An 18,520-nucleotide genomic window follows, 5' to 3' on the forward strand; every position below is an offset into this window, starting at 1 on the left:
ACCGATTTAGCTTACCTAGCTTGCTAATGGTGTTCTTATCTGCGGTTTGGAGCACTATTCAAGCAACGTATATCGTAGAATTTTTACAGTTCCACCCTACTCTAATGATTGCCGCCGTTGGCATTATGATGTTGTTTAAGTGCATTGCAATGATGAACCCAAAAACATACCTATTCGGCTATATGGGGCTATTGGTTGGCTCTATTGTACTGAATTTTGCTAGCTACAACTTTATGGATATCGAAGAGTTTAACGTCAATTTGTGGGTAATGGCATTGAGCAACATTTTAGTTTGTGCGTTAGCATATTGGATCTTCCCTGAGCGGGAATCTCAATGTGAACAGGCTGAGATCTCAACTCCTGTAAAAAGCGATATAGATTACATCAGCCAGGTTGCTATGGGTTGGGTTGTCGCAATGACGGCGTTTATTGTCTTCCAAGTCGCTGATTTATATGATTCGCTATCTGCTCAAGCATCGATTCTTATTATCCTGACACCAATGACGCTCGCTGGCTCAATGGCAATGGCTAAGATTCGTATCATAGGCACGGCTCTAGGGTGTTTAGCGGGTATGTCGGTTCAGCTTATTTTAGGCAGTTGGTATGGACACGGTCTACTATTTTGGCTGGCATTTGTTATAGCCATGGGGCCATTTTGCTTGTGGCTGACTAAAGGGCAAATTAAAGCAGCCATCGCTTTCTCTGCCATGTCTGCCCTGTCCGTCCCTTTGACAACGTCATTGGTTCCTGAACAAAAAGATGCGTTCTTCTCTATCTTGTATCGCTTTAGCTCAATCTTTGTCGCGGTTTTGCTTACAGCAATGCTCATGTGGGTTGTACATCACTGGATACGGGTTATGTTGCTAAAGCATCCTGAGATCGAACGAATTCAGCCATCGTAGTTTTTAATTGCGCTAGTCAGTCATCACCACCTAAACACTGATGACGGCTTTTAGCATTCTTTGTATCTCTTTACTACGAATTGGTTTCGAGACAAACGCATTCATACCGGCATCGATACATGTTTGCTTGTCTTTAGCCATTGCGTGAGCAGTTAGCGCAATAATCGGTGTCACACTACAGAACTGTCGGATCTGTTTCGTGGCGGTTAATCCATCCATAACTGGCATCGAGATATCCATAAAAATAAGATCAATGTACTCTGAGTTTTGCTTAAAGTAATCCACCGCCTCCAAGCCATTGTTTTGGGTAACTACTTTATGTCCAAGTTTCTCTAGGATCAGTTTAATTACCATTTGATTGGTTACGGTGTCTTCTACCACGAGAATGTTAAGGCTCTTGCCAAAGTTAACCGCTGAATCATGTGGGTGATCGTCTGGATTGGCTGATAGTTTGGTTTTTACAGGTAAACTGATCGTAAACACAGTGCCTTTACCAAACACGCTTTCAACGGAAATGTTACCACTCATCAACTCCACTAAGTGCTTGGAGATAGTTAATCCAAGTCCACTACCACCGTATTTTCGCGTGATAGAATCATCGGCTTGCCTAAACTGACTGAATATTGCATTAAGACGTGAATGTTCGATACCTATTCCAGTATCTTTTACTTCTATTTTCAGTACTGAGTTTGAGATTGTAGCACTTAAAGACACTGAACCTCGTTCAGTAAACTTGAGAGCATTGCCGACAAGATTGAATACAATTTGCATCACTCGAGTTGGATCAATCCACAACAATAAATCCTGCTCAAATTCTAAGTCGACGGTGAAGTCTAACCCTTTTGCATTTGCGAGGGTTTGGAAGTGCTCAAGAATTGAAGATAGGTCGTTTCTTAACTTAACCCATTGATATTTAGTGGAGAACTCGCCACTTTCAATCCTAGATAAGTCGAGTATGTCATTAATTAAAACAAGTAACAGCTCTGCGGACGACTCCATTTTCTCGAGCATCTCAAGCTGTTCTGGAACACTTAGTTCTTCAAGCAGAACGTCAATGTAACCCAGCACTGCATTTAAGGGAGTTCGCAGCTCATGGCTCATCATCGCCAAAAATCGAGATTTTGCTTCGTTGGCTTTTTCCGCTTTAGTTTGAGCTAATTTTAGCTGTTGCGTACGAACATCGACTAAGTGTTGAAGTTGCTCTTTATGCTCGATATCTATCAATGCGCGCTCAAGAAGCGGTCTGAAACGTGACAGTGTATCGCGCGAATCTAGTGTGAATTGTCCGACTTTGTTCCCTATCAATAAAATGATGGAATCGGTAATGGTTGCTTTAACGCCAGTAGCTAGAGCACATTTCATCGCGTTCTTTTGCTGGTCATCCAAACAGGCGAACTCTTTTAGTTTGGCTGGCTCAAACAATAGAATGCAGTCTCCCTCTAAAACTCGGGGAAACTTACCGTCATTACACCATTTGACGCCTTCAAATTCCTTATTTGAAGTAAGCAATGTATTGAAGTGCAACTCGCAGTTTTTCTTACTAAGTACGATGAAATCAGAGAAATCTATATAGAGAGAAAGTACGTTTTTGAGCTCTTGGAAAATCTGCTGTTTGTTCGACGCGCTAGTAATACTTGAGATCGCATCCAGAATAGCGCGGTTTTCTGCCATTAAACGCCCTTCGCGTTCTTGGCTCTGTTTCAGCTCTACGAGTGCTTCATGTAATTGTTCTTTCGTTTTTAAACACATAAGTCGAATTAATCAGAGTAAAATGTAGCGGAGGAGATCATCAAATTACCGTGACCGTTTTCTCCGTTAACAAAGCGCCCTTGTTCACCAAAGGTAAATGGACAAATAAAGGGGGTGTTCCCCATTTGTTGTTTTATTATTTCGTAAACTTTATGGATGTCTTCATCTAAGTAAAGCATAGCCCCAGCACAGATAATGCACACGGCTCCGGCGATTTTCGAGCTATTAATCGATTGTCTATTGGCCTCTTTTATCACTCGCGCTGGTCTAAAAATCAACTGAGATTTGTCACCAAACATTAACGTAACGTTATCATTTTCTTCAATATTGGTGAAAAGAAGTATGCCTTCACCTTCGGTGAGGTTCACAGGATGAGACAATTTATAATATGGTTGATTGTAAAGCGTTCCGGCAATTCTACCAAGAGGATATTGCGTAACTAGTTGAAATATAAAGTGACTTGGAAGGTCGATATTAGCGTGTTTTTCCAACCATTCTCGGTAAACTTGTTGGGCGGGCCTATGGTCGATCTCCATCAATTCTCGACCTTTTGCTTTGGTTACCTTACCTGTGAACTGCGTCGGAGAATAGCCAGCACTAAACCCAGCGGCTAAGGGCTTGGAAGGAAACAGAAGTTGAATGGCTAAACCTTGGTGTGTTGACGCATCTTCGTTAAAGACTGACCACTGTCCTTTTACGGCATTGTCTGCGGCTGTAGCACCAATTATCGGAACTGGCGTTTGGAAAAAGTTATCAATCGACTTTATCAATGTCTCTTCTAAGCCGGGGGTCGTATGGATAATGGCAAAGCTAGGCACTTCCCCAATGCGATCTGCCTTTTCCAATGCGATTTCTATCGCTCTTTTGGCGGCGATTTTTGAATCCTGTTCGTTATCATATTCAACCAAACTGGATCCATACGCTCTTGAATTTGAATCGTAGATCGCAATCAGACCAATCACATTGCCAAAGTGAACACCACGCTCGGTCATTATTCCTTTACACGTCGAGCAACCAATAATTGATACGTCAGGCAATGCTTTCTTAAACGCCCCTCTCAATTTTTCAGCGCCATAGTTTTGCGTAAAATAGCAAATAACGCTTGCTAGGTTTTTGGTACTAATTTCACTGACGATTTCTGCGACGGCATCTTTTTCTTTCAGTTGATAAGAAATATGCGTTTTAAATTCCATCTAGATTCTTCTAATAGTGATTGCTTTTTGTTCACCTTCTGGTGAGCTCAATTTGATTGTGATCTCGTTATTGTATTTTGGAAAGAAAATAGACCAAAAAAGTGCATTTTTTTCGAGCGTGGACTCAGGTGATGTTGATTCAAGAATCCACCCTTCCTTATCCGTTTCAATTAACATGTTTTCTTCACCTAATTGCACAGAAAACCGGGTGTTGCCTGCGTAAAAAACACACTCTTTTTCTGCCTCACACGACAGTTCAAGTGTCGACTCATGCGTGACCGTTCTCCAGAAAAACGCTGTAATTAGTAGGGTTAACATGATGATTATTTGAACAAAACGACCGCGTGTGAGTTTTTGGGCTGCCATTCAGGGTGTTTCTCCGTGTAACAAACTTCAAAGTTTTAAAATAAAAGGCCAAAACCTGACCAAGTGTAAGGTTACTACGCTGTCATTGAATTGTTAAATGCAGTATAGTTGGCGGCTGAAAATGCCACTTTTTTTAAAAACCGATAAGAATATTTAACCGTCTGAAACGCGGGACGAAATTCTTTACGTTTTGGGTGGCATTACGACATGTGTCGTGTTGGAAGTAAAGTGTAGTTAATTAGAAATTGGAAGCATGCAAATGAGCCAAGAAAAGCAGCTTGAACAAAACTACAACTATACAGTCGTCCGTCAATTTACCCTTGTGACTATTCTCTGGGGTATTGTCGGTATGGCTGTTGGTGTTTTGATTGCCGCTCAATTAGTTTGGCCACAGCTAAACTTTGATACGCCGTGGTTGACGTACAGTCGCTTACGTCCTCTGCATACTAATGCGGTTATTTTTGCGTTTGGTACAAGTGCTCTGTTCGCAACGTCTTACTATGTTGTGCAGCGTACCTGTCAAACTCGTCTATTTGGTGGCCCTCTTGTCGCCTTCACCTTCTGGGGCTGGCAAGCAATTATCCTCGCAGCTGCGATTACTCTGCCTTTGGGTTATACCTCTGGTAAAGAGTACGCTGAACTTGAATGGCCAATCGATATTGCTATCGCGGTTGTTTGGGTTTCTTACGCGATCGTGTTCTTCGGAACGCTTGTGAAACGTAAGACGTCACACATCTACGTGGCAAACTGGTTCTTCGGTGCCTTTATCATTACTGTTGCGGTTCTTCATATCGTAAACAGCATGGCAATCCCGGTCTCTATGGGTAAATCGTACTCGATTTACGCAGGTGCGGTGGATGCGATGGTACAGTGGTGGTACGGTCACAACGCAGTAGGTTTCCTACTGACGGCTGGTTTCCTAGGTATGATGTACTACTTCGTTCCTAAGCAAGCTGAGCGTCCAGTTTATTCTTACCGTCTATCAATCGTTCACTTCTGGGCTCTTATCTCTCTATACATTTGGGCAGGTCCTCACCACCTACACTACACTGCACTTCCAGATTGGACGCAGTCGCTAGGTATGGTTATGTCTCTTGTTCTGTTTGCGCCTTCTTGGGGTGGTATGATCAACGGTATCATGACGCTTTCAGGTGCTTGGCACAAACTTCGTTATGACCCTATCCTTCGTTTCTTAATCGTATCACTATCGTTCTACGGTATGTCTACGTTTGAAGGTCCAATGATGTCTATTAAGACAGTAAACGCGCTGTCTCACTACACAGACTGGACAGTTGGTCACGTACACTCTGGTGCTCTAGGTTGGGTTGCAATGGTATCTATCGGTTCGGTATACCACTTAATCCCTCGCCTATTCGGTCAAGAGCGTATGTACTCTGTAAGCCTGATTAACGCTCACTTCTGGTTAGCGACAATCGGTACAGTTCTGTACATCGTTGCGATGTGGATTTCTGGTGTTATGCAAGGTCTGATGTGGCGCGCAGTTAACTCTGACGGTACGTTGACTTACAGCTTTGTTGAATCAGTAGAAGCGTCTTACCCGTTCTACTTTGTACGTTTCCTAGGTGGTTTCATCTTCCTAAGTGGTATGTTCCTAATGGCATACAACACGTACAAGACGCTTTCAGCACCAAAAGCTAGCTTAAAAGCAATCCAGCAACCGGCATAAGGAGATTTAAAGAATGAGTTCTAATTCTAACAATCGCCACGAAATTGTTGAACGCAATGTCGGTTTGCTAGCGATTCTTATTGTTTTTGCAATCAGTTTGGGTGCTTTGGTTGAGATCACACCGTTGATCTTCCAAAAGCAAACAACTGAACCTGTTGAAAACCTACGTCCTTACACAGCTCTTGAGCTTGAAGGTCGTGACATCTACACCCGTGAAGGTTGTAACGTATGTCACAGCCAAATGATTCGTCCATTCCGTTCTGAAACGGAACGCTACGGTCACTACTCTGTTGCTGGTGAAAGTGTATGGGAGCACCCATTCCTATGGGGTTCTAAGCGTACTGGTCCTGACCTAGCACGCGTTGGCGGTCGTTACTCTGACGAGTGGCACCGTGTTCACCTTCTTGATCCTCGCGAACTAGTTCCTGAGTCAAACATGCCAGGTTTCCCTTGGTTGGCTGACAATGTTCTAGATGGCAAGAATACAGAAAAGAAACTACGTCTTTTCCGTGATCAATTTGGTGTTCCATACACTGATGAGCAAATCGCAAATGCGTCTAAAGATGTAGAAGGTAAAACAGAGATGGATGCCATCATTGCTTACCTTCAGTCTCTTGGTCACGCAATGAAGTAATTAAAGGGGTGAAATTATGGATATCGGTACTATTCACAGTATTTGGACCATAGTTCTGTTCGTTAGCTTTCTGGGTGTAGTTTGGTGGGCTTACGGTAAACGTCGCAAAGCACGTTTCGATGAGGCTGCAAACCTTGTTTTTGCTGATGAAGAAAAAACGCCCGAAAAAGAACAAGGAGTGACTAAGCAATGACTACATTTTGGAGTCTTTGGATAATCATCATTACAGTCGGTACTCTTGTCGGCTGTGCTGCACTGCTTATCTGGTGTCTAAAAGACAAGATGGGCGTAGAAGAAAGTGCAGATATGGGTCACGAGTACGATGGTATTCGCGAGCTAAACAACCCACTGCCGAAATGGTGGACTTACCTATTCGTGGGTACGTTCTTTTTCGCGGCGATTTACCTGACTCTTTACCCGGGTCTTGGTAACTTCAAAGGTGTATTAGGCTGGACCAGTTCAGACCAAACAGTACGCTCTCTTGAAGAGTCGAAGGCATCAGTAGCAGCTGCGCAAAGCAACAAGCAACTGGACCAATACGCAAAAGAGCTAGACGATGCAGATACCTACTTTGGTGAAGCATTCAAGAGCCTCGCGTACGTGAACGGTTCAACTGAGCTACGCCCGATTCCTGAAATCGCGGCAGACTCTGAAGCGGTTAAAGTAGGCCAGCGCTTGTTCCTACAAAACTGTTCTCAGTGTCACGGTTCGGATGCTCGTGGTCAGAAAGGTTTTCCTAACCTAACTGATGATGCGTGGCTATACGGCGGTGAGCCTGCAGCTATCGTTACGACTATCATGCACGGTCGTATCGGTCAGATGCCATCTTGGAAAGATGCTCTTGGCGAGCAAGGCGTTGAGGAAGTAGTGAGCTACACTCTTAGCCTTTCTGGTCGTAGCGTAAATGCTCGTGATGCAGAAGCTGGTAAAGCACGTTTTGTCGTGTGTGCAGCCTGTCACGGCACAGATGGTAAAGGTAACCCAGCAGTGGGTGCTCCTGACCTGACTGACCAAGACTGGTTGTTTGGTAGTTCTCGTGCGGACGTAACAGAAACAGTAACGAACGGTCGTTCTGGCGTAATGCCTGCTTGGAAAGATATTCTAGGCGAAGACAAAGTTCAGCTTGTTGCTGCTTACGTTTGGAGCTTGAGCAACTCAGATAAATAAGTAACTATTCAATAACAGCCCCTTTCACAAGGGGCTGTCTTTCCTTTAAAGTTAAAGCCCTAATTCCATCTTACAAATTGAGAACTTTTTTATGGTAAAGCCTTGGTATAAGCAGTTTTGGCCGTGGTTTCTAATTGTATTGCCACTTACTGTTGTTGTGTGGACGCTGATCACTGTTGTGATTTTCTCGCAAAATTCTGTCTCGTTAGTGACCGAGGATTACTATAAAAAAGGTAAAGGCATTAATGTCGACATTAGTAAACAAAATGTGGCGAAAGACCTTGGTCTAAAAGCTGCCGTTTATTCTGACGGTAATAGTGTTGTTATCCAATTCGACAAAGGTCAGTTGGAACACTACCCTGCAATCACAGCCATGTTTGCCCACCGTACTCTTCCTGATAGAGACTTCTCTCAAATCATTACTTCCGATGCGAAAGGCGTTTACCGCTTCACGTTGGACAAAGAACTTCAAGGTCCTTGGTTTATTGAGCTAACTCCACATGATAAGCAATGGTTGGTTCAAGGCCGCGTTACATTCCCATCGTCATCTCCTGTTCAATTGGATAACTAAGCAAAATCATGTGTAAGTCGTGTTACCACTGTGGTGAAGAAGTACCAGTAAACACGGATTTTAAGGTTGAAATCCTAGGTGAAGTCCGCGATATGTGTTGTCCAGGCTGCGAAACAGTCGCACAAACAATCGTTGATAGCGGGCTTACCTCGTACTACCAGTACCGTACAGCACCTGCCGAAAAAGCGGATTTGGTGCCAGAACAACTGCAAGCACTTATCCATTATGACAATGAACAAGTGCAGTCTGAGTTTGTACGAAGTTCTGATGACAGAGCTGAAGTCACATTGTCGCTTGAAGGCGTCTCGTGCGCCGCTTGTGCTTGGTTGATAGAAAAACAAGTCTCTAACAAAGAAGGCGTACTCTCTATCCGCGTCAATACCACGACTAACCGCGCTATTTTGTCTTGGGATAAAACCAAAACACGCCTAAGTGAGTTACTCTCTTCTATTCATAAGTTGGGTTATACCGCCGCACCGTTTGAAGCCGATAAACAGGAAGCCGCTTACCACCAACAAATGAAGCAGTATCTCTATCGCTTGGGGATCGCTGGTTTGGCGACCATGCAAGTCATGATGCTGGCTGTTGCTCTTTATCTTGAGGTGTTTGGCGATCTTGAACCCGAGTTTAAGAACTATTTCCGCTGGGTTAGTTTAATCTTTGCCACTCCAGTCATGCTTTATTCCGCGTTGCCTTTCTATGTCAACGCTTGGCGAAGCATTCGCAGTCGTACCCTCGGTATGGACGTGCCAGTTTCTATAGCGATGATTTTCGCTTATTGCGCGAGTTTAGTCGCGACCGTTACCGAACAGGGTGAAGTGTTCTTCGAATCCATTTCTATGTTTGCGTTCTTCCTGTTGGTGGGACGATTTCTGGAAATGCGAGCACGCCGTAAAGCTGCGGCTGCGAGTGGAAACCTGCTTAAACTGATCCCTGCTATTGCGACCAAACTCGATGGTGAGCAAGTCCCCGTTAAAACATTGGTTCTAGGCGATCGAATCCGCGTATTGCCGGGTGAGCATGTTCCCGCTGACGGCAAGATCATCTCAGGCCGCGTTCATATAGATGAATCGATGTTAACAGGCGAATCTGTCCCGGTAGTAAAGACTATCGATGATTACGTCTACGCAGGCACACTGAACGGTGAAGAAGCGTTTGAGTTGGAAGTTATGTCATCTAAAGCCGACTCTATGATATCTAATATCGTTCGCCTTCAAGACGAAGCACAATCAAGCAAACCAAAGATCGCTGAGATTGCCGACGTAGTCGCACGTTACTTTGTTGGTATTATTTTGATTATTGCCGCCGGTACTTGGTTTTTCTGGCATGAAGCTCGTCCAGATGACGCGTTCTGGATCATGCTATCTGTGCTTGTTGCGACCTGCCCTTGTGCACTCTCCTTGGCGACGCCAACGGCGCTGACTTGTGCGACATCGCGTATGGGTAGCTACGGTATTCTACTACGCAAGAGCCACGTGTTTGAAACGCTGTGCAAGGTTAATCATCTGATTATCGATAAAACAGGCACGCTAACACACGGTGATATTGTCATCAGTTCTGTCTCAACCCCTTCAATCTACACCGAACAACAAGCACTAGCGCTTGCTGCAGCGTTAGAGTCACACGCTAACCACCCTATTGCTCGCGCATTTAAAACATATACTGAGCAAGGCATTGAAGTGACTGATGTTGAAAATATTATTGGCTCAGGCATTCGTGGAATTTACCAAGGCCTAGAGGCCAAAATTGGTAGCGCAAGCTATGTTTTGGATGATGGTGTAACGGCAGAAGCTAACTCGGTTTACATGTCTTTAGGCGGTGTCCATATCGCAACGTTCCGCTATCAAGATCCAATTCGTAAAGAAGCGAAATCATTTATCGAACAGTTTAAACAAGCCGATATAAAAATTACTCTGCTGACTGGGGACTCTCAAACAAACGCAGAGAGTGTTGCCAAAGAGATTGGCATTGAGCATGTTGTCTCTGGTGCTAAACCGCAAGATAAGCTGGACTATCTAAAAAGTGTCGATAACAAAGATATCACTATGATGATTGGCGATGGCATCAATGACGCCCCTACCTTAGCGGGAGCGCACCTTTCAGTCGCTATGGGCGGTGGTACTGACGTGGCAAAAGCGTCTGCCGATATGGTTCTGCTTGGCGATCATCTTGAGCGCATCTTAGAAGCTCGTAAGCTCGCGTTACAAACTCGTAAGATCATTCGTGAGAACCTTGCATGGTCATTGGGCTACAACTTACTGGTTTTGCCTCTTGCCGTGGCGGGATTAGTTGCGCCATATTTTGCAGTTGTGGGTATGTCTGCGAGTTCAATTATTGTAGTATCTAACTCCCTTCGTTTGCTTAAGGAACAGGGTAAATAGATGGAAAGCATATATATTCTTATCCCTATTGCGATAGTTTTAGTGTGTGTCGCTGTGGCTATCTTTCTTTGGGCGGTAAAAAGTGAGCAGTTTGAGGACCTTGAACGTCAAGGTCACAATATTCTGTTTGATGAAGAAGATAACAAAGAGAACGATAAGCAATGACCCCCGATTGGATTGGTGCATTTGTTATCGGGCTCGTCGGCGCCGGCCACTGTATGGGAATGTGTGGTGGTATAGCTTCGATGCTGTCTATTGGCCAATCCCAACCTTCTAAACTTATTCCGCTATTCTACAACCTCGGACGCTTAACGAGCTATGCCATCATCGGAGCGTTGGTGGGCGGTGCGGTATCTTCGATTTCGGAAGTCAGTCAACTTAACAACGTCTTGATCTGGCTGAGAATTGCTGCTGCCATCTTTATGATACTTCTCGCTTGCTATATCGGGCGTTGGTGGCATGGATTGGTGTACATTGAGAAACTTGGTCAAACACTGTGGAAGTTTATCTCTCCTGCTGGGCATTCGTTACTTCCACTAAAATCCCCCGCTCACGCTATTCCGTTTGGCTTCGTATGGGGTTGGCTGCCGTGTGGGCTTGTCTACTCCACCCTGACTTGGTCAGCTGTCTCGGGCAGCGCAACGAATGGGGCGATGGTAATGCTAGCATTTGGGTTGGGTACGCTTCCCGCAATGTTGTTGCTCGGCCATTCCGCTAATTTTTTAAATAAGCTTCAAAATAATGTCATATTTCGACACATTGTCGCATTAGCACTCTTAATCTATGGCATTTACACTGGCTATGGTGCATTTACCATCTTATCAATAACTTAATCGTCCAATGTTTTTATGCGTCTTTTTACACTACCCTTTAGAGTTAAGGGATGCTAAAATATTGATGTATATCAAATAGTGAAAGGTTGTTATGATTTCTGAAAAGCCTGCAACAAAGCGTATTCAATCAGGTGGCTGTGCCATCCATTGTCAAGACTGCAGCATCAGTCAGCTTTGTATTCCATTTACTCTTAATGAGTCAGAATTAGATCAACTTGATCAAATTATTGAGCGCAAAAAGCCGATCCAAAAAGGCCAAGAGCTTTTCAAAGCCGGTGATGAGCTTAAGTCTCTCTACGCTATTCGCTCAGGTACGATTAAGAGTTACACAATCACAGAACAAGGTGACGAGCAGATTACTGCTTTCCACTTGGCTGGTGATTTAGTTGGTTTCGATGCTATCACTGGCGACTCTCACCCTAGTTTCGCTCAAGCGCTAGAAACATCGATGGTTTGTGAAATTCCATACGAAACATTAGATGACTTATCTGGCAAAATGCCGAAGTTGCGTCAACAAATCATGCGTTTGATGAGTAATGAAATCAAAGGTGATCAAGAAATGATTCTTCTGCTTTCGAAAAAGAATGCTGAAGAGCGTTTAGCTGCGTTCCTTTACAATCTTTCAACTCGCTTCTCACAACGCGGCTTTAGTCCTCGCGAGTTCCGTCTAACAATGACTCGTGGTGATATTGGTAATTACTTAGGCCTTACGGTTGAGACAATTTCTCGTCTACTTGGTCGTTTCCAGAAAGCAGAAATGCTAAGTGTGAAAGGGAAATACATTACTATCTTAGACCACGATGCACTGATGGAACTGGCTGGCGTTTCTGCAGAATCGTAATAACATCAATGATGTAGCTCAAAGCTGAGCTACATCATACTTCTCTTACTCTCCTTCAACTTTTCCTAATATTTCCCACTGAACTAGGCTACAGTAATCATATGTTCCTCCTCATGTTTAAGGAGTAGATATGAGCATCTATAATAAAATCTTAGTTGTGGCGGACATCAATAAAGATGACCAACCCGCTTTAGCCCGTGCAATGCAGCTTGCTGCCAAAAGTCGCTCGCCTAGCCATGTGACTTTTTTCCTTTCTATTTATGACTTCTCCTATGACATGACATCTATGTTATCTGTCGACGAGCGCGATGCGATGCGTCGTGGTGTAATTGGACAACGTGAACAATGGATGCAACGAGTTGCCAAAGAATATCTGCTTGAAGGTGTGAACTTTGAAGTGAAAGTGGTTTGGCACAATCGCCCTTACGAGGCGATTATTGCTGAAGTATTTGGTGGCAGCCACGATATTTTGATTAAAGGAACACGTAAACACGATGTGTTGGAATCAGTAATCTTTACCCCGACCGATTGGCATTTGTTAAGAAAATGCCCTTGCCCAGTTCTGCTGGTTAAAAACGAAGATTGGCCAGAGGATGCGAGTATTATTGCCTCTGTTCATGTGGGTTCGGAAAACGAAACCCATCTGGACTTAAACGACAGCATGGTCGATCAAATGAAGAGCCTGACGGAACGTCTGGGGGCGACCCCTTACCTCGTTAATGCTTATCCTGTGACTCCGGCAAACATCACCATTGAGCTTCCAGAGTTTGACCCAGCGACGTACACCGATGCAGTCAGAGGACATCACTTGACTGCGATGAAAGCACTGCGTCAGAAACACGGTTATGATGATGAGCAAACCATCGTTGAGCAAGGCCTCCCTGAAGATGTGATCCCTGAAGTTGCAGAGCGCTTAAATGCTGCAATGGTAATCATCGGAACCACCGGACGTACAGGTTTGTCTGCTGTGTTTATTGGTAATACAGCTGAACATGTCATCGATAAGATCAACTGTGACGTATTGGCCTTGAAGCCAAGCGGTTACATCAGTCCACTCGACCCAGCAACTGCTATCTAAGCGTTAGGTATCTACCGTATTGTCACTCAAATCCTCTCGATTGATTCGAGGGGATTTTTTGTTTCTGAGAGTGATTAGATCTGGCATCTGCGCTATTTATCCGTATCATACGCACTTCATTTTGTTTTGAAGATTGATTAAAGAACGCAAGCTGATGACAGAGCAAACTCAAGAGCGCACTAAAGCTCAACAATACAATTTCAATAAGCTACAAAAGCGCATTCGCCGCAATACAGGCCAAGCTATCCAAGACTTCAACATGATTGAAGATGGAGATCGCATTATGGTGTGTCTATCTGGCGGTAAAGACAGCTTTACTATGCTTGATATCCTAATGAGTTTGCAAAAGAGCGCGCCGATCTCTTTCTCTCTTATTGCAGTCAACCTAGACCAAAAACAGCCAGGGTTTCCAGAACATATTCTGCCTGAGTACTTGGAGTCATTGGGTGTTGAGTACAAGATTGTAGAAGAAGATACCTACTCTATCGTTCAAGATAAGATCCCAGAAGGTAAAACGACTTGTTCGCTTTGTTCTCGACTACGCCGTGGTATTTTGTACCGTACGGCCAATGAACTGGGTGCCACCAAAATTGCACTCGGCCACCACCGTGATGATATTTTGGAAACACTGTTCCTGAATATGTTCCATGGCGGAAAAATGAAAGGTATGCCACCTAAGTTGGTTTCTGACAACGGTGAGCACGTAGTTATCCGTCCTCTTGCTTACTGCCGAGAGAAGGACATTATCAAGTACTCTGAAATGCGTGAATACCCGATCATCCCTTGTAATTTGTGTGGCTCTCAGCCAAATCTTCAGCGCCAAAACATCAAGCAAATGCTGAATGATTGGGATAAACGCTTCCCGGGACGTATCGAGACTATGTTCCGCGCAATGCAAAACGTCGTGCCTAGCCACTTAGCTGATTTTGAACTATTCGACTTCAAATCGATTAACAAGGATTCAGGCGTTATCAACGGTGGTGATATTGGCTTTGATAAAGAAGAAATGCCAAAAGTTGAGTTAGACGCAGATGATCGTGTACAAGAGTTCGATCCAAGCCTTCAACTCAATGTCACTAATATCTAGTTGAAATAGATAATAAAGGGTCGCTTGTTAGCGACCCTTTTCTTTAGGCTGTTAAGGCAGAGCCGTTAGTTCCGGTTCGATAGATATTTGCAAGGTATCTCTGTACAGTCCTGCTGGTTTATCTACGGTATCTCCCACCACAAATTCCATCGAAACAGGTCTGCCAAAAGTAGACTCACTGCTCCGCCAATAAGCGATTGGACTTGTTATTTCGATTTGTTGGCTATCTAGGTACATTTTGTATCCTATATCCCAACGAATATCTTCCGATTGATGACGAAGTGACCCACGGTTCAATGACTCGACAGAGACTCGGTATCCTGAGTTGCTCTCAATCCACAGCTTTGGGGCATAACCAATCGTTTTGTTGGTTGTTAATACACCAAGATCAAGATCATAGTGATTTTGGGATAATCCATAAAATTGTATCTTTGCGGTCGGTGGTACCGAAACTGAAACGTCCAAAGACGCTTGTTTCACGTTGAGATCTGGATCACCTACGGTCGCTTGCAGTCGCCCAAAGTAACTCCCTGCATCGATTTTTTGCTGACTTGGGTAGTTCAATTGAAATATTGCATCGGGCTCAGCAGAAGAAAGTTTGGTATACCAACGCCCAGCTCTCTGATAACCGTTACTACTATGCCAATCGAAGATTAAGTTTTGCTGGCTGTCACTGACTAAATGGTTGAGTTCATTCTCAACGCTGAGTTCAACCTCAACTTCACAGTCTTCATCTATGATGTCAGATTTCAATCGATAGTTTTGCACCAACGCATTAGTACCCGATTCAAAAACATTGTAACTTCTCGATGCCGTAACAGGCTCGATTGCTAAGTAGGTTAACGTGCACGCTGAGTAGCTAAAAAACGGTGTTAGTGAAGCGGGCAACAGTAGTAACCCATATTTAGTTAATGAATTAATCCACATATAAGTCTCCTAGCATGACCAAGACGTTACCATCTTCAGGTAGATTGACCGTAACGGATTGTTTTTCTTTGTTGTCGAGTTCGAGCTTGTAATCACCTGGTCGTAGACCGGATAGCGCAAATAACCCTTGTCTGTTGGTGAAAAACTCGACAGGCTCATGCTCTTTATCGCCTAAATAGATCGCTTTACCGGCAACCAAAGTGATAGGTTCACCAGATTTTCGGTCATAGATTTTACCCATCGCGGTTAGCACGGCATCAGAGCCAATCAACAGACGATAGCCTCGGTTGTACCCTGGGTAGAGTGAAAAGGCACCATCGCCTAAGTCATATCCAGGGGGCAAATCTTCTACATCGTAACCAATAAGCTGAGAGTTATACGCGACGAGGTCAGGTAACAAAACGTCATAGGAAGATTCGCTGAACACACGGGCGTAATCACTATTTAAGGTTGGATCCACCGCTACACGATTTTCAGCCAAACTTGGGTGCTTCTCGATAACGGCAAAAGCTTCTTTGACCGGTCGACCAATGGTGACCGCACTTCCTGCAAACGCAATTGAGCTTGAAACCTCAACTCTAGTATTGTGCGTTAGACTGCTCTCATCAAAGTTTTCAACTCGTGTTGTATGGTCCGCAAGCGTTTCAAAGCGGTTACCGGTGTAATTTACGCCTGCATTGAGGTTACCATCAGTCTCTTTGTTCGTTTCCAACGATGCGTAGGCAGACACACCACCAGTGCTGCCAATACCATCGCGGTATGTCACATCTAATGAGCCCTGTTGGTTTTGGCTTGAGTATTGCCCGACTGCACGTAGCTCCCGGCTAAAAGGCCAACTAATAGTAAATGATGCAGAAAATTCATCTTCGGTGTATTGATAATCACGATAGTTTAAACGTGTACTCCAAGTCGCAGGTGTCCCAAATAGTGGGCCTGATAGGCTCGGGCTTACAGACCAATAGTTGCTGGTCTCCTCTACACCTGAACTGTATGTGGAAGTAAGTGCAGTACGCAATCGCTGCGTTATTGCGATAGAACCAAACAGTGATGCGTAATGTTGAGTTGCGTTTACCGGTGAGTCAGTTGTATCGAAACTGTTTATGCCAACAAAATCTTCAGATTGATACTCATAAATAAAGCTCAGTTGGGGCTTTAAGTCGTTACTATCATCAAACTCGGCATCGAATGATAAACGATAAGCGTCACCACTTTTCAACTCTGGATGATGGCTTTGAGAAGTTACGAGCTCCGTTACACCAAGTGTTGATGCATGTAGTATTGATGCGCCGTACTGGTAGACATCTTCTCTACTTTGAGCATCAACCCCTAGCGTTAGTGACGGCGTAACACCCACATCTAAATAACCGTGTAGAATCTGTTGTTCAGATAGGTACTTAATCTCACCATCACGAAATTCACTTGGCATCCCCGCCATAATGCTGTATTCAAACTCACCTTGTGCAAGTAATCCATTACCTGTCGCGATTGAAAAACTGATTCTCTCCTCTCTTCCCGCCGAGTCGGTAATGATGAGCTCAACATCATTGTTACCCTGTGCAAGAGGGATATCACTTAAGTTGTAACTACCCGCACTCAAAGTTAAACGTTGAACAACTGCACCATCGATGACGACATCCACACTTGAGGTTCTTTGGAGAGTGAACGACTGGGCAGCTTTCGGTCTAACGTTTCTTGTTGGGATAAGAGTGAAATCTCGCGTCAAGCCAATTCCAAGTACGTCGGTACCATCTTGAAACAGTTTACCGCTGTTATACATATCGCCTAAGACGAGTCTTGTCCCTTGACTCGGAAAGTCTACGTTGAGTCTTGTCCCTTCACGTACGTACTGTTCGTTACTCTCTGCGCTCGAGTCAAACGATGCTTCATATTCGATGCTGGCAGGTCCAGCACTGAGCGCTGATTCTAAACGGTGATAATAGTTGTTCTGTGTCTCTGTGTCTTCTGCTCGAGTTTCATTTGCGGTCAGCGTGATATTCATATATCCACTAAAAACCTCTGGCTCAAGATGATTCTGGTTTGGATTTTGATGGGCAAAGCGTATTTGCTGAGTAAACGCTAAATCAGCAGGAATAGAAATAATGCATTCAAAAGTAGAGGAATCGAAACGCATGTCTAGGCCGACTGTTTGGAAGTCTTGCTGAGAAAGTACAGAACTGTTACTAACGTTTCTAAGATCATTGATAGTGTCTTCAGACAAAAGCGACCTAAGTAACTCGAGAGTATTCTCTTTAGGTAACAAGACTTCGTCATCAGCAGTAATGGTTACCAACGCTTCGCCAAGTACACTATCACTAACTCTAAGCAAAGTTGTTAGTTCAATATCTCTGCCTGTTGGATTGATCTTGGCGGCTTGGACAACTGAAATATTGCCAAGTACATAAAACAAGGCAAACAGGGCTAGAATGATGACCCTAACGAATGAATTTATCTTAGTGTTCATATCCATCATATTCACCAGCCGGAAGATTAACTACAGATTGAACGTCTAAGCTTGTATTTGGCGGAATAAATAATGTACCAACGGTATCTTGGATTATTTGATTATGTTGAGAAAACGTCAGCAGACTACTGTAGGTATATTTATTGCCACTATTTACCAAAGTAGCCTTACCATCTTTTTCAACTTTAAGTGCAACATTTGCTCGATTGTTATTTGCATAGACATGTAGTAACGCGTTGTAGTGGACTTGCAGTGCTATTCCTGATTGTTCATTGTTTTCTAGCGGAGGTTGGCTAAAGCGAACGAAATAGCTTCTAGATTGACGAGGTGTCCAAGAGGCTACCCATTGAATGCGAAATACTTGGCTCGCTCCTGGCTTGAGGATTGCAGCAGGTGGAAACACTAAAAGATCAAAATCATTGACTGGTTGAGGAGTGAAGCTCCCATCTTGGTTAAAGCTAAGTTCTAGCAATGAGGCTTCAAGTGGTAACTTATTGGTCGTGTTGTTCGTTACCACAATTTGTGCGGAGTTACCTTTCTGTACGTTAAACTCCACGATCGATGGAGACATCACAATAGCATGTGATGTCCAGCTAAACAGCGCAAGCAAATAAGCAAAAATGTGGTTACAGCGCATTATTTG

Annotated in this window: 18 protein-coding genes; 12 read left to right on the forward strand and 6 right to left on the reverse strand. The window is 44.0% G+C overall.

What is annotated here, in order from left to right:
- On the forward strand, nt 1-902 hold a 902-nt coding region (locus HCZ42_RS19145), incomplete at its 5' end, for a DUF2955 domain-containing protein (RefSeq protein ID WP_167422319.1).
- Between the two features lie 30 nt (nt 903-932).
- Here the strand turns inward: HCZ42_RS19145 and HCZ42_RS19150 are convergent.
- Genes HCZ42_RS19150 through HCZ42_RS19160 form a run of 3 tightly spaced genes read right to left on the reverse strand, consistent with a single transcriptional unit; the run spans nt 933 to nt 4,210 of the window.
- Nucleotides 933-2,651: a response regulator gene (locus HCZ42_RS19150; protein ID WP_167422320.1), complete on the reverse strand. Its 1,719-nt coding sequence runs from the start codon at nt 2,649-2,651 to the stop codon at nt 933-935.
- 8 nt (nt 2,652-2,659) lie between these two features.
- Nucleotides 2,660-3,844: an FIST signal transduction protein gene (locus HCZ42_RS19155; RefSeq protein WP_167422321.1), complete on the reverse strand. Its 1,185-nt coding sequence runs from the start codon at nt 3,842-3,844 to the stop codon at nt 2,660-2,662.
- Complete coding sequence (locus HCZ42_RS19160) at nt 3,845-4,210, reverse strand: hypothetical protein (RefSeq protein ID WP_167422318.1); 366 nt, start codon at nt 4,208-4,210, stop codon at nt 3,845-3,847. It lies immediately after the preceding gene.
- 259 nt (nt 4,211-4,469) lie between these two features.
- Between HCZ42_RS19160 and ccoN the strand changes: the two genes are divergently transcribed.
- The 11 genes from ccoN (at nt 4,470) to ttcA (ending at nt 14,489) form a co-directional block, all read left to right on the forward strand.
- Entirely contained in the window at nt 4,470-5,897 is a 1,428-nt protein-coding gene (gene ccoN / locus HCZ42_RS19165) for a cytochrome-c oxidase, cbb3-type subunit I (RefSeq protein ID WP_053408630.1), read from the forward strand.
- Between the two features lie 13 nt (nt 5,898-5,910).
- Complete coding sequence (gene ccoO / locus HCZ42_RS19170; protein ID WP_053408631.1) at nt 5,911-6,531, forward strand: cytochrome-c oxidase, cbb3-type subunit II; 621 nt, start codon at nt 5,911-5,913, stop codon at nt 6,529-6,531.
- A 16-nt stretch (nt 6,532-6,547) separates the two neighbouring features.
- Nucleotides 6,548-6,724 carry a cbb3-type cytochrome oxidase subunit 3 gene (locus HCZ42_RS19175; protein ID WP_053408632.1) on the forward strand — a complete coding sequence of 59 codons (177 nt, stop codon included), beginning with the start codon at nt 6,548-6,550 and terminating at the stop codon, nt 6,722-6,724.
- Complete coding sequence (gene ccoP, locus HCZ42_RS19180) at nt 6,721-7,698, forward strand: cytochrome-c oxidase, cbb3-type subunit III (protein WP_167422322.1); 978 nt, start codon at nt 6,721-6,723, stop codon at nt 7,696-7,698. Before HCZ42_RS19175 ends, ccoP begins: the two co-directional genes overlap by 4 nt.
- 91 nt (nt 7,699-7,789) lie before the next feature.
- A complete protein-coding gene (locus tag HCZ42_RS19185; protein ID WP_167422323.1) occupies nt 7,790-8,269 on the forward strand; it encodes a FixH family protein in 480 nt (159 codons plus the stop codon).
- Nucleotides 8,270-8,277: 8 nt separating this feature from the next.
- Nucleotides 8,278-10,650 carry a heavy metal translocating P-type ATPase gene (locus HCZ42_RS19190; protein ID WP_167422324.1) on the forward strand — a complete coding sequence of 791 codons (2,373 nt, stop codon included), beginning with the start codon at nt 8,278-8,280 and terminating at the stop codon, nt 10,648-10,650.
- Nucleotides 10,651-10,815, forward strand: a complete 165-nt coding sequence (gene ccoS / locus HCZ42_RS19195; RefSeq protein ID WP_167422325.1) for a cbb3-type cytochrome oxidase assembly protein CcoS — start codon at nt 10,651-10,653, stop codon at nt 10,813-10,815.
- Complete coding sequence (locus tag HCZ42_RS19200) at nt 10,812-11,483, forward strand: sulfite exporter TauE/SafE family protein (protein WP_167422326.1); 672 nt, start codon at nt 10,812-10,814, stop codon at nt 11,481-11,483. The genes ccoS and HCZ42_RS19200 overlap by 4 nt, the downstream gene beginning before the upstream one ends.
- A gap of 91 nt (nt 11,484-11,574) precedes the next feature.
- Complete coding sequence (locus HCZ42_RS19205; RefSeq protein WP_053408638.1) at nt 11,575-12,324, forward strand: FNR family transcription factor; 750 nt, start codon at nt 11,575-11,577, stop codon at nt 12,322-12,324.
- A gap of 130 nt (nt 12,325-12,454) precedes the next feature.
- Nucleotides 12,455-13,402 carry a universal stress protein UspE gene (uspE, locus tag HCZ42_RS19210; RefSeq protein ID WP_167422327.1) on the forward strand — a complete coding sequence of 316 codons (948 nt, stop codon included), beginning with the start codon at nt 12,455-12,457 and terminating at the stop codon, nt 13,400-13,402.
- A gap of 154 nt (nt 13,403-13,556) precedes the next feature.
- Nucleotides 13,557-14,489, forward strand: coding sequence for a tRNA 2-thiocytidine(32) synthetase TtcA (gene ttcA, locus HCZ42_RS19215; RefSeq protein ID WP_167422328.1), 933 nt, complete (start codon nt 13,557-13,559; stop codon nt 14,487-14,489).
- Nucleotides 14,490-14,540: 51 nt separating this feature from the next.
- Here the strand turns inward: ttcA and HCZ42_RS19220 are convergent, their stop codons facing one another.
- Genes HCZ42_RS19220 through HCZ42_RS19230 form a run of 3 tightly spaced genes read right to left on the reverse strand, consistent with a single transcriptional unit; the run spans nt 14,541 to nt 18,514 of the window.
- Nucleotides 14,541-15,416 (reverse strand): hypothetical protein, encoded by an 876-nt coding sequence (locus HCZ42_RS19220; protein WP_167422329.1) that lies wholly within the window; start codon nt 15,414-15,416, stop codon nt 14,541-14,543.
- Nucleotides 15,406-17,883, reverse strand: a complete 2,478-nt coding sequence (locus tag HCZ42_RS19225) for a fimbria/pilus outer membrane usher protein (RefSeq protein ID WP_439849007.1) — start codon at nt 17,881-17,883, stop codon at nt 15,406-15,408. Before HCZ42_RS19225 ends, HCZ42_RS19220 begins: the two co-directional genes overlap by 11 nt.
- Nucleotides 17,867-18,514, reverse strand: coding sequence for a hypothetical protein (locus tag HCZ42_RS19230; protein WP_167422331.1), 648 nt, complete (start codon nt 18,512-18,514; stop codon nt 17,867-17,869). Before HCZ42_RS19230 ends, HCZ42_RS19225 begins: the two co-directional genes overlap by 17 nt.
- Between the last annotated feature and the right edge of the window lie 6 nt (nt 18,515-18,520).

The organism is Vibrio hepatarius (assembly GCF_011806575.1).
Taxonomy (GTDB): domain Bacteria; phylum Pseudomonadota; class Gammaproteobacteria; order Enterobacterales; family Vibrionaceae; genus Vibrio; species Vibrio hepatarius_A.

What these genes read in the sequence shown, in the direction of transcription:
- ttcA (WP_167422328.1), top strand. Translation starts at nt 13,557, where the DNA reads ATGACAGAGCAAACTCAAGAGCGCACTAAAGCTCAACAATACAATTTC.
- HCZ42_RS19220 (WP_167422329.1), bottom strand. Translation starts at nt 15,416, where the DNA reads ATGTGGATTAATTCATTAACTAAATATGGGTTACTACTGTTGCCCGCT.
- HCZ42_RS19205 (WP_053408638.1), top strand. Translation starts at nt 11,575, where the DNA reads ATGATTTCTGAAAAGCCTGCAACAAAGCGTATTCAATCAGGTGGCTGT.
- HCZ42_RS19190 (WP_167422324.1), top strand. Translation starts at nt 8,278, where the DNA reads ATGTGTAAGTCGTGTTACCACTGTGGTGAAGAAGTACCAGTAAACACG.
- ccoO (WP_053408631.1), top strand. Translation starts at nt 5,911, where the DNA reads ATGAGTTCTAATTCTAACAATCGCCACGAAATTGTTGAACGCAATGTC.
- HCZ42_RS19230 (WP_167422331.1), bottom strand. Translation starts at nt 18,514, where the DNA reads ATGCGCTGTAACCACATTTTTGCTTATTTGCTTGCGCTGTTTAGCTGG.
- ccoN (WP_053408630.1), top strand. Translation starts at nt 4,470, where the DNA reads ATGAGCCAAGAAAAGCAGCTTGAACAAAACTACAACTATACAGTCGTC.
- uspE (WP_167422327.1), top strand. Translation starts at nt 12,455, where the DNA reads ATGAGCATCTATAATAAAATCTTAGTTGTGGCGGACATCAATAAAGAT.
- HCZ42_RS19155 (WP_167422321.1), bottom strand. Translation starts at nt 3,844, where the DNA reads ATGGAATTTAAAACGCATATTTCTTATCAACTGAAAGAAAAAGATGCC.
- HCZ42_RS19160 (WP_167422318.1), bottom strand. Translation starts at nt 4,210, where the DNA reads ATGGCAGCCCAAAAACTCACACGCGGTCGTTTTGTTCAAATAATCATC.
- ccoP (WP_167422322.1), top strand. Translation starts at nt 6,721, where the DNA reads ATGACTACATTTTGGAGTCTTTGGATAATCATCATTACAGTCGGTACT.
- HCZ42_RS19200 (WP_167422326.1), top strand. Translation starts at nt 10,812, where the DNA reads ATGACCCCCGATTGGATTGGTGCATTTGTTATCGGGCTCGTCGGCGCC.
- HCZ42_RS19175 (WP_053408632.1), top strand. Translation starts at nt 6,548, where the DNA reads ATGGATATCGGTACTATTCACAGTATTTGGACCATAGTTCTGTTCGTT.
- HCZ42_RS19185 (WP_167422323.1), top strand. Translation starts at nt 7,790, where the DNA reads ATGGTAAAGCCTTGGTATAAGCAGTTTTGGCCGTGGTTTCTAATTGTA.
- HCZ42_RS19150 (WP_167422320.1), bottom strand. Translation starts at nt 2,651, where the DNA reads ATGTGTTTAAAAACGAAAGAACAATTACATGAAGCACTCGTAGAGCTG.
- HCZ42_RS19225 (WP_439849007.1), bottom strand. Translation starts at nt 17,883, where the DNA reads ATGGATATGAACACTAAGATAAATTCATTCGTTAGGGTCATCATTCTA.
- ccoS (WP_167422325.1), top strand. Translation starts at nt 10,651, where the DNA reads ATGGAAAGCATATATATTCTTATCCCTATTGCGATAGTTTTAGTGTGT.